The following is a 10,521-nucleotide window of genomic DNA, read 5'->3' on the forward strand; positions in this document are numbered from 1 at the left end:
GCCGAGAGGCTGTCGCCGATCGTCGGCATCGTCTGGTTCGGGAGCAAATCTCCTCCATCTGGTCGATGTCGGCGCTCATCTTCGCCTTCTGGTCGTCGGGCAGGCTCTCGATGCGGAAACGCATGCGGGTGAGCGGCGTGCGCAGATCGTGGGCGATCGCGCCCACCATGGCCGTGCGGTCCTCAACGTAGCGGCGCAAGCGCTCCTGCATGTCGTTGAAGGCGCGCACGGCGACGCCGATCTCGGACGGGCCGCTCAGCACCAGCGGCTCCGCGCGCGGATCGCGGCCGAGCCGCTCGGCGGCCTCAGCGAACAGGCTGATCGGCCGCGACAGACGTCGCGCGAAGACATAGGCCACCGGCGCCATGGCGAGGGCGGACACGACGAACCAGAGCGCGATGCGTTGCTGCCAGGGATTGAGGCCCAACATCGGCTGCGGGCGGACCACGCGCCAGCGGCCATCCGGCTGGTGGAGGGCGACATCGAAGGGCGCCACCAGGAAATGCTCCTCGCGGACCCCTTCGCGGGCGATGCGGTCACGGATGATCCGACCGACGCGACGGTCGGCGAACGGCCCGCGGTCGGCGGCGATCACCACCTGATCCAGAGGCGTCCCGAGGTCCTTTGCGAACTGCGCGCGGATGCGCGCCGCGGTATCGCCCTCCATCAGCGGGCCGGGCGCCTTTTCGACGGTCCGCAGCTGAAGGGAGGGGCGGTCGGCGAAAGTCGGGGTCTGGCCGCGAAAGGTCTGTTCGATCTCCGACAGGCGGTAGAAGTCCGGCGTCGGCGGCGGCAGGTTGTAGAGCAGCAGGACGTTGATCGCCTCGGCGAGCACCAGCGCCAGGCCGACCAGCGTCGCGAGTTGGACGAAGAGCGAGCCCGTCGGCCTCGCCCGTCGCCAGCCGCTCACGTGCGTTTCACCTTGGCGGTGAACATGTAGCCCTCGTTGCGGATGGTGCGGATCAGTTCGTGGCTGCCGCCGCCATCGTCGAGCTTACGTCGCAGACGGCTGATCTGCACGTCGATCGCCCGGTCGAAGGCGTCGGAGTCCGGCCCGCGGGCGAATTCCAGTAGCTGGTCGCGGGTCAGCACCCGCTGCGGCCGCTCGACGAAGGCCCGCAGCAGCGAGAACTCGCCGCTCGACAGGTTCACCACCACGCCGGCCGGGGAGCGCAACTCGCGGCGCACGAGGTCCAGGCGCCAGCCCGCGAATTCACAGCCCGCACCCACCCCGCCTGATTGCGAGCGCTGCTCGGCGCGACGCAGCACCGCGCGCACCCGGGCCAGCAGTTCGCGCGGATTGCAGGGTTTGGCCAGGTAGTCGTCGGCTCCCAGTTCCAGGCCCACGATCCGGTCGGTGTCCTCGCCCATGGCGCTGAGCATGATGATCGGCGCGCCACCCTCGCCATTGGCCAGGCGGCGGCAGATGGCCAGGCCGTCCTCGCCCGGCAGCATGACGTCCAGCACGATCAGGTCGACAGGACCGCGCTCCAGCGCCTGCTCCATCTCGCTGGCGTCGCCGGCGGTGTCCACCTTGTAGCCGTGCTTTCCCAGGAAGTCGGACACGACATCACGAATGCCGGGATCGTCATCGACCATCAGGATGCGGGCGCCCGCGCTGCTCATATCGAGGATCTGCTCCATGGCTGCGACGCTGGCGCCGCCGGGTAACGCGCCGATTTCGCGGTTGAAATCACGGGTGCGACAAGACTTCGTCGGCGACAAACGGATTGGTCAGCCGCTCCTGTCCGAATGTGGACATCGGCCCATGCCCTGGGACGAAGGCCACGTCGCCGCCCAGGGGCCAAAGCTTGCCGGTGATCGCGGCGATCAGATCGGCGTGATTTCCACGCGGAAAGTCGGTGCGGCCGATCGAGCCCTGGAACAGCACGTCTCCCACCTGGGCGAAGCGCGCCTCCCGGTGAAAGAAGATGACGTGGCCGGGCGTGTGGCCGGGGCAGTGGTAGACTTCGAACTGGGTCTCGCCGAGCGTCACGACGTCGCCGTCCTGCAGCCAGCGGTCCGGGGTGAACCCCCTGGCCTCCGGCATGCCCCACTTGGCGCCCGAGGCGTCGATCTGATCGATCCAGAAGGAGTCGTCGGGGTGCGGGCCCTCGATGGGGACTCCGGTCAGTTCCTTGATCGCGGCGGTCCCCCCGGCGTGATCCAGGTGGCCGTGGGTGATCCAGATCTTCTCCAGCGTCAGGCCCTGGTCCTTGATCGCCTGCATCAGGCGCGGAACGTCGCCGCCGGGATCGATGATCGCCGCCTTCAGCGTCTTGGCGCACCAGACGATGGTGCAGTTCTGCTGCAGAGGCGTCACCGGCGCGATCAGCGCGCGGATCGGCAGGTCTCGGTTTGGCGGGGGAGGCGGCTGCGGCGCATTCATCTGGCCTCTAGGATGGTGTCTTACGCCCCATAAGAAAAGGCCCGGGGCGAACCCGGGCCTTTCCGTCGCAGTCGCGATCGGCGCGCTAGTCTGGAATACCGCCCGGACCTTCGGTCAGCGGCGCGTCGAGTTCGACGCCGTGGCGCACGTTCGACTTCCAGAACCCATAGCAGAAGTAGAAGATCAGCCCGAGCACCGTCCAGGCGAAGAACAATCCCTTGGACTTGCTGTCGAGGCTCAGGAACAGCACCACGCAGCCGACGATCGAGGCCGGCGCGATCACGAACAGGAACGGCGTCCTGAACGGCCGTACGCGGTTCGGGTCGGTGAACCGCAGGACCATGACGCCCACCGACACCGCTGCGAAGGCGAACAGTGTGCCGGAGTTCGAGTAGTCGGCCAGCTGGCCCACCGGCAGGAAGGCCGCGAACACCGCCACGACGACACCGGTGACCAGGGTAATGATCCACGGCGTCTTGAACTTCGGATGCACGGTCGACAGCACGGAGGGCAGAAGGCCGTCGCGCGCCATCACGAAGAAGATCCGCGTCTGGCCGTACATCATCAAGAGGACGACCGAGGGCAGCGCGATGGTCGCCGCCAGGGCCACGACGCTGCCGAAGAAGGGGTGGCCGATCTCGTGCAGGACATAGGCGAGCGCGTGCTTGGAACAGACCAGCGGCGTATGCGCGCCCAAGGCCGTGCAGGCCGCGGAGAACTCGGGCGAGCCCGGATCGTAGGCCACGCCGGCGGCGTCGAACAACGGCTGGGCGCCATAGGCCCCGACCGCGCCGCCGGCCGCCAGCAGGTAGAACAGGGTGCAGATCAGCAGCGAGGCGATCAGCCCGATCGGCACATTGCGCTGCGGATTTCGTGTTTCCTCCGCCGCGGTGGAGACCGCGTCGAAGCCGACGTAGGCGAAGAAGATCGAGGCCGCGGCGCCCAACACCCCCGTTCCCGACGATCCCAGCGGATTGCCCCAGCCGCGTGGCGTGAAGGGCTTGAAGTTGCCGAGGTGGCCGGCGATCAGGGGAATGGTCAGGACGATGAACAGGGTCAGCGCGAGGACCTTGATCGCCACCAGCACCGAATTGACCGTGGCGCTTTCCTTGGTGCCGACGATCAGGAGCCAGGTCACCGCGGCGGTGATCAGCACCGCCGGAAGGTTGACGATGCCGCCGACTTCGCCGCCTTCCAGGAAGGAGCCGAAGGACATCTTCGGGCCGACCGTCAGCGCGTGCGGCAGCAGGTGGATGCCGTAGTCCTCGAACAGACCCAGTATGTGCCCTGACCAGCCCACGGCGACCGCGCTGGCCCCCAGGGCGTATTCCAGGATCAGCGCCCAGCCGACGAGCCAGGCGACCAGTTCGCCCATCACGGCGTAGGAATAGGTGTAGGCCGACCCCGCCACCGGCACCATCGAAGCCAGTTCGGAGTAGCAGAGCGCGGCGACGGCGCAGACCGAGCCGGCGATGATGAAGGAGACCATCATCCCCGGACCGGCCTTCTGGGCCGCGGTCGCGGTGAGCACGAAAATCCCGGTCCCGATGACCGCCCCGATGCCGAGCATGGTGAGCTGGATCGGCCCAAGCGAGCGGTGCAAAGACTTCTTTTCCGCCGTCGCCAAGATGGCGTCGAGCGACTTAATTCGCCACATAAAACCTCCGAGCAGCGGTTCCCCCGGTGGGCCGCCAGCAAAATGGTGCGCGACCGTGGCGTGACGCTGCCGTCCGGTCAACCGCGGCCCGCGTTTTGCGCAACGCAGCGACGGTTCGGCGCATGGGGGAGCCCGAAATTGCGACAATGCCGGACGATTTCACCCGCGCGCCGGCGGTCCGCCGATCGGTCATTGCTCCTGCGGAAAATCGGGCGCTAGCCTCGGCGCGCCCGCCTTGGGCCGGACGGCTTCGACGGGGAGATTCGCCGCATGGCGAACGCAGCGGGCATCGAGCGCATTTTCCTGCGCAAGTCGGTCGGGCAGATCCAAGCCGAGCATGAGACCGGGGAACTGAAGCGCACCCTGACGGCGCTCAACCTCGTGGCGCTGGGCATCGGCTGCATCATCGGCTCGGGCATCTTCGTGCTCACCGGGCGCGCCGCCGCGCAGTTCGCCGGCCCCGGCCTGATGGTGTCCTTCGTCATCACCGGCGTGCTCTGCGCCTTCGTGGCGCTCTGCTATGCCGAGCTGGCCTCGGCCCTGCCGGTCTCGGGATCGGCCTACTCCTATACCTACGCCTCGATGGGCGAGGGCGCGGCCTGGGTGATGGGCCTGCTGCTGGTGCTGGAGTACGGCCTGGCATGCTCGACGGTGGCGGTGGCCTGGTCCGGCTATTTCATCAGCCTGATGGCCGACCTGCACATTTCCATTCCGCCGGCCTTCACGGCGGCCCCTGGGGTCGCAGTGAAGGATGCCGCGGGAGTGGTGATCGCCACGGGAAGCATCAACCTGCCGGCGATGGCCGTGGTCGGGCTGGTGGCCCTGCTGCTGGTGCGCGGGGTGTCGGAATCCGCCACGGTCAACAACGTCATCGTCGCCATCAAACTGGCGGTGGTCATCGCCTTCATCGTCATCGGGTCGCGCTACGTGCACCCGGCGCTGTGGTCGCCGCTGATCCCCGCAGAGATCCCCGCCCGGCCGCCGGGTACGAACATGGACGTCTGGCATCAGATCGGCCGCGCCCTGGTCGCGGTGGTGACCGGCGACAACTCGACCAAGTACGGTATCGGCGGGGTGATCCACGGCGCGGCGGTGATCTTCTTCGCCTATCTCGGCTTCGAGTCGGTCTCCACCGCCGGCGCGGAGGCGCGCAACCCCGGCAAGGACATGCCGATCGGCATCCTGGGCGCCCTGGTGATCTGCACCGTGCTCTATATCGCCACCTCGGCGGTGCTGGTGGGCATCGTGCCCTACGCCCAGCTCGACACCCCCGCGCCGCTGGCCGTGGCGGCCAACGCCATGGGCCTGCCGTGGTTCGCGATCCTGGTGAAGGTCGGCGCAATCGCCGGGCTTTCCAGCGTCATGCTGGTGCTGCTCTACGGCCAGACGCGGATCTTCTACACCATGAGCCGCGACGGCCTGCTGCCGAAGGCCCTTGCGGTGGTCCACAAGACCTTCAAGACCCCCTGGATCAACACCATCCTCGTCGGCGTGGCGGTGATGGGCGCGGCGGGGTTCATGTCGCTGGACGCGCTGTCGGACCTGGCCAACGTCGGTTCGCTGGCCGCCTTCATCCTGGTCTGCATCACGGTGATCTATCTGCGGGTCACAAATCCGGACCTGAAACGGCCGTTCCGCACGCCCTTCTATCCTCTGACCCCGATCCTCGGCGCGCTGATGTGCCTGGTGCTGATGCTGAGCCTCATGGCCACGCCCGCCACGCGCAACTTCTTCCTGATCTATCTGGCAGTGGGGATCGTGATCTACTTCGCCTACGGAATCCGCAGTTCGAAGCTGGGCCGCGGCGTCGTGGTCCTCGGCCACGAGCCGGAACCCTTCGAGTTGCCGCACAAGGACTGAGGCGGGCCGTCGCCGGCTCGGCTATCTAGAAGCCGATGCCACCTCAGCCCGACCTGCCCATCCATGAGGCTCTGCCAGCCCTGAAGGCGGCGCTGGCGGCCAACGCCGCGGCGGTCCTCGTCGCCCCGCCGGGCGCGGGCAAGACCACTGTGGTTCCGCTGGAGCTGCTGGCCGAGTCCTGGGCGACGGGCGGCAAGATCATCGTGCTGGAGCCGCGGCGGCTCGCCGCCCGCGCCGCCGCAGAGCGGATGGCCGCTACCCTCGGCGAGCCCGTGGGCCGGACGGTCGGCTTCCGGGTCCGGATGCAGTCCAAGGTCTCGGCCGCGACCCGCATCGAGGTGGTCACCGAGGGCGTCTTCACGCGGATGGTCCTCGGCGATCCGGAGCTGGCCGGTGTGGCTTGCGTCATCTTCGACGAGTTCCACGAACGCAGCCTGGACGCCGACCTCGGCCTGGCGCTGGCCCGCGACGCGCAAGGGTTGCTGCGCGAGGACCTGCGGATCCTGGTGATGTCGGCGACCCTGGATGGCGCGGCGGTGGCGCGCCTGCTGGGCGGAGCGCCGGTGATCGAGAGCCTGGGCCGCGCCTTTCCGGTCACGACCCACTACCTCGGTCGGGATGAGCGCCTGCGTCTGGAGGACCGGGTCGTCCGCGCGGTCGAGCGCGCCTTGGCGGAGGAGGGCGGCTCGCTGCTGGTCTTCCTGCCGGGCCAGGGGGAGATCCTGCGCACGGCCGAGCGGCTCAACGAACGTCCGCGCACGCGGGTCGAGATCGCCCCGCTCTATGGCGCCCTGGATCCCCGCGACCAGGACCGCGCCATCGCGCCCGCGCCGGCGGGAACCCGCAAGGTGGTGCTGGCGACCTCCATCGCCGAGACCAGCCTGACCATCCAGGGGGTGCGCGTGGTGATCGACTCGGGCGTGGCCCGCGTGCCGCGTTTCGACCCGGCGAGCGGCCTGACGCGGCTGGCCACCGTCCGCGTTTCCCGCGCCGCCGCCGACCAGCGCCGGGGCCGGGCGGGCCGCACCGAGCCGGGCGTCTGCTACCGTCTGTGGGACGAGGCCGAGACCCGCGCCCTGCCGGCCTACGCCGACCCGGAGATCCTCGACGCTGACCTCTCGGGCGTGGCCCTGGACCTCGCCCGCTGGGGGGCAAGGGACGCGGCGGGCCTGGCCTTCCTCGACCCGCCGCCCGTCGCCGCCTTCGCCGAGGCCCGCAACCTGCTTGTCCGCCTCGAAGCCCTGACCGCCGACGGGCTGCTCACCGCCCACGGCCGCGCCCTGGCCGACATGCCGCTCAACCCCCGCCTTGCGCACATGGTCCTCAGAGCCGCCGCCACCGGCCAGGCGGCCCGCGCCGCGCGCATCGCGGTCCTCATCGTCGAACGCAACCTCGGCGGCCGCGACGCCGATCTGCGCCATCGGCTTGAGGCGCTCGATCGCGATCGCAGTCCCCGCGCCCGCGACGCCAAGGCGCTGGCGGATCGCTGGGCCGGCCTTGCCGGGCGGCAAGGCGACGCAGAGCCCTTGTCCGACGGCCCGCTGCTGGCCTTCGCCTATCCGGAGCGCGTCGCCCGCGCGCGTGGACCGCAGGGGGAGTTCCAGCTGGTCAGCGGCCGCGGCGCCTTCCTGGAGCCAACCGACGCGCTCGCCCGCGAAACCTGGCTGGCCGTGGCCGAACTCGGGGGCGGCGAGCGCCGCGACCGTATCCTGCTGGCCGCGCCCCTGGATCAGGTCGAACTCGAAACCGCCTTCGCCGATCAGCTCACCATCGAGGATCGGCTGGAGGAGAGCGGGGCCGGGCGGCTGCGGGCCAAGCGCCTGACCCGTCTGGGCCGCCTCACGCTGCGCGAAACCGTCGACGAGAACCCCGACCCGGCCCTGATCGCCGCCGCCCTGGCGGACCGAGTCCGCGCCGAGGGCGTCGCCGCCCTGCCCTGGGGCGACGCCGCCGTGGCCCTGCGCCAGCGCGCGGCCTTCCTGCACGCCCGCGACGCCGCCTGGCCGGATCTTTCCGACGCGGCCCTGATGGGTCTCCTGGACGACTGGCTGACGCCGATCCTGCCTGGCGTCCGGTCGCTGGCTGCGCTCAAGCCGGACATCCTCGAGGCCGCGCTGCGCACCCTGATCCCCTGGGACCTGCAGCGCCGCCTCGACGCCGAGGCTCCGGCCCGCTGGACCGCGCCCACCGGCAACAGCTTCGCCATCGACTACGCCGCCGAGGCCGGACCCCGCGTTGACGTCCGCGTGCAGGAGGTGTTCGGCGCGGCCGCTCACCCGACGGTCGCTGGCGTTCCCATCACCATGTCGCTGCTGTCGCCCGGTCATCGCCCGATCCAGACCACAAAGGACCTGCCCGGCTTCTGGAAGGGCTCCTGGAAAGACGTCCGTGCGGACATGCGCGGTCGCTATCCGAAGCACCTGTGGCCGGAGGACCCGGCGAGCGCCCAGCCGACGGCGCGGGCCAAGCCGCGGGGGACGTGAGCGGGCCCCTGCGCGCAGGTTGATCTTTATGCGCCACTTCTGCGTGCAGCTTAGGCGCCCACGGGGCGATGACGGTACTGTTTGCGGATTCCTGTTGAAGTCTGCGAAGGTTGGTCGCCAACACTTGCAGATTGATCCGCGAGCGGTCGCCGAATCGACGGTCGCCGCGCCTCGAGAAGGATGATTGCCGGTGACCGACTCCGCCTCTGATACGTCCCTGATGGACCGCCGCGCCCTGTTGCGCACCGCCGCTTTTGCGGCTGCCGCCATTCCGATCGCCAGCGAAGCCACCCTGGCCCAGGCCAAGATGGCTTCCCAGAGCATGGGCGTCCTGCCGCCCGACGCGGTGATCATCAACGCCAACGAAAACCCGCTCGGCCCCTGCAAGGCGGCCTGCGAGGCGATCACCAAGATCCTGCCGCTGGGCGGGCGCTACGACCGGATGGGCGAACTCAATGCGCTCACCAAAGAATACGCCGCCCTGCACGGCCTGAAGCCGGAGAACGTCGCTTTCTACGCCGGCTCGTCTGAGCCGCTGCACTACACGACGCTGGCCTTCACCGGCCCGGGCAGGGGCCTGGTCATGGCCGACCCGTCCTATGAATCGGCCAACATGGCGGCGCAGATCTCCAAGGCGCCGGTGCATAAGGTGCCACTGACCAAGGCCTATTCGCACGACGTGAAGGCCATGGTCGCCGCCGATCCGAACGCCGGCCTGATCTACATCGTCAACCCGAACAACCCGACCGGCACCATCACCCCGCGCGAGGAGATCCTCTGGGCGTTGGAGAACAAGCCCAAGGGCTCGGTCCTGCTGGTCGACGAAGCCTACATCCACTTGTCCGACGAGCAGTCGGTGGTGGACCAGGTCGCCGCGGGCAAGGACATCATGATCCTGCGGACCTTCTCGAAGATCTACGGCATGGCCGGCATCCGCTGCGGCGTGGCCATCGCGCGCCCGGACATCCTCGACAAGCTGACGCCCTACTATCAGAACGCCATGCCGGTGACGGCCCTGGTCGCCGCGCGGGCCTCGCTCGCCGACAAGGACCTGATCCCGACCCGCAAGAAGTGGATCGCCGACAGCCGCGTCGAGACCCTCGCCTGGCTGAAGACCAATGGCTACAAGCCGGTTGGAACCTCGGTCTCCAACTGCTTCATGATCGACACCGGCCGTCCGGCCCACACGGTCATCGCCTCGATGCAGAAGGAAAAGGTCTACATCGGTCGCATCTGGCCGGTCTGGCCCAACGCCGTGCGCATCTCGGTGGGTTCGCCAGAGGACATGGCGTCGTTCCGCACCGCCTTCAAGAAGGTGATGGACGCGCCCGCCGTGGCTTCCAACGCCGACCTGAAGACCGGTCCTGTGGGCGTGACGCACGACAAGTTCCTGTCCTAGCAGCAGGTCGCTCCGGCCCGGCGACGGGCTGAGGCAGTCGATAGCGAAGGGGCGTTGGGCGGGGGCCCGGCGCCCCTTTCGTCGCTTCGGCCGCCAGCGCGGAACTTATGACTTTTTGATACGGTTGAAATATTGCTGATATCTAGCGAGCCGACGTTTCGCCTGATTTCGGCTTGGAGTTTTCAGCCATGAGGTTCGCCATCGTTATGGCCGTCGGCGCCCTGGCGTTCGCGGGCGCTGCCGCGGCCCAGCTAGAATCGGTCGGCAAGCACTGGACGAGCCCTGAGATTTGGGATGGCTTCAACCACACCCTCTATCCTTCCGATCCTGACCTTCCCGGTCTGCCGGCGGCCGACCCCCGCTTCAAACGCCCGGCGGCAGATGCGTTGCGGACGGCTGTGCCGCAGATGCGCGCGGCGTGCGCCGTCGACCGACAATCGCTTTGCGCAGACAAGAGCAGCAACCTCGCGGCCGACCGCTGCCTGGAATACAACAGGCTCAAGGTCAGTCAGCCCTGCCGCGAGGCTTGGGACAAGGTGCAGATGGCCGCCGAAGGCCGGATGTAGGGCGACGCCTCAGGTCGCCGCGTAGATCATGATCCCGGTGGCCACCGACAGGTTCAGGCTGTCGGCCCGGCCGCGCATCGGGATCTTCACGTTCATGTCGCAGAGGGCGGCCATGTCGGGGGGCAGGCCCTGCTGCTCGTTGCCCATTACGATCAGGGTTGGGCGCG

The 10,521-nt window shown here is 68.8% G+C and carries 9 protein-coding genes; 4 read left to right on the forward strand and 5 right to left on the reverse strand.

What is annotated here, in order from left to right:
* The 4 genes from E8A12_RS15980 to E8A12_RS15995 all read right to left on the reverse strand — a co-directional run.
* Positions 1-910 (reverse strand): HAMP domain-containing protein (locus tag E8A12_RS15980; protein ID WP_293370581.1); only part of this gene is annotated, 910 nt, incomplete at its 3' end.
* Positions 907-1,644: a response regulator gene (locus E8A12_RS15985; RefSeq protein WP_293370583.1), complete on the reverse strand. Its 738-nt coding sequence runs from the start codon at positions 1,642-1,644 to the stop codon at positions 907-909. The genes E8A12_RS15980 and E8A12_RS15985, both read right to left, overlap by 4 nt.
* Positions 1,645-1,693: 49 nt before the next feature.
* Entirely contained in the window at positions 1,694-2,389 is a 696-nt protein-coding gene (locus E8A12_RS15990) for an MBL fold metallo-hydrolase (RefSeq protein WP_293370585.1), read from the reverse strand.
* 85 nt (positions 2,390-2,474) lie between these two features.
* Positions 2,475-4,046, reverse strand: a complete 1,572-nt coding sequence (locus E8A12_RS15995; RefSeq protein WP_293370587.1) for an amino acid permease — start codon at positions 4,044-4,046, stop codon at positions 2,475-2,477.
* Between the two features lie 270 nt (positions 4,047-4,316).
* Here E8A12_RS15995 and E8A12_RS16000 point away from each other — a divergent pair, with 270 nt between their 5' ends.
* From E8A12_RS16000 to E8A12_RS16015, 4 genes are all read left to right on the forward strand, one after another.
* Positions 4,317-5,906 (forward strand): amino acid permease, encoded by a 1,590-nt coding sequence (locus E8A12_RS16000; protein ID WP_293370589.1) that lies wholly within the window; start codon positions 4,317-4,319, stop codon positions 5,904-5,906.
* Positions 5,907-5,941: 35 nt separating this feature from the next.
* The gene (hrpB, locus tag E8A12_RS16005; protein ID WP_293370591.1) at positions 5,942-8,389 is read left to right on the forward strand and encodes an ATP-dependent helicase HrpB; all 2,448 of its coding nucleotides are present in this window, start codon (positions 5,942-5,944) and stop codon (positions 8,387-8,389) included.
* Between the two features lie 190 nt (positions 8,390-8,579).
* Entirely contained in the window at positions 8,580-9,788 is a 1,209-nt protein-coding gene (locus E8A12_RS16010) for a pyridoxal phosphate-dependent aminotransferase (protein WP_293370593.1), read from the forward strand.
* Between the two features lie 188 nt (positions 9,789-9,976).
* Positions 9,977-10,354, forward strand: coding sequence for a hypothetical protein (locus E8A12_RS16015; RefSeq protein WP_293370595.1), 378 nt, complete (start codon positions 9,977-9,979; stop codon positions 10,352-10,354).
* A 9-nt stretch (positions 10,355-10,363) separates the two neighbouring features.
* On the opposite strand, the gene E8A12_RS16020 is transcribed toward E8A12_RS16015, so the two are convergent.
* On the reverse strand, positions 10,364-10,521 hold a 158-nt coding region (locus E8A12_RS16020), incomplete at its 5' end, for a TrmH family RNA methyltransferase (protein WP_293370597.1).

Source organism: Phenylobacterium sp. (assembly GCF_004799395.1).
Classification (GTDB): Bacteria; Pseudomonadota; Alphaproteobacteria; order Caulobacterales; family Caulobacteraceae; genus Phenylobacterium.

Bases quoted from the DNA above. Each gene is read 5' to 3' on its own strand.
- E8A12_RS16015 (WP_293370595.1), top strand. From the start codon at position 9,977: ATGAGGTTCGCCATCGTTATGGCCGTCGGCGCCCTGGCGTTCGCGGGC.
- hrpB (WP_293370591.1), top strand. From the start codon at position 5,942: ATGCCACCTCAGCCCGACCTGCCCATCCATGAGGCTCTGCCAGCCCTG.
- E8A12_RS16000 (WP_293370589.1), top strand. From the start codon at position 4,317: ATGGCGAACGCAGCGGGCATCGAGCGCATTTTCCTGCGCAAGTCGGTC.
- E8A12_RS15995 (WP_293370587.1), bottom strand. From the start codon at position 4,046: ATGTGGCGAATTAAGTCGCTCGACGCCATCTTGGCGACGGCGGAAAAG.
- E8A12_RS15985 (WP_293370583.1), bottom strand. From the start codon at position 1,644: ATGGAGCAGATCCTCGATATGAGCAGCGCGGGCGCCCGCATCCTGATG.
- E8A12_RS15990 (WP_293370585.1), bottom strand. From the start codon at position 2,389: ATGAATGCGCCGCAGCCGCCTCCCCCGCCAAACCGAGACCTGCCGATC.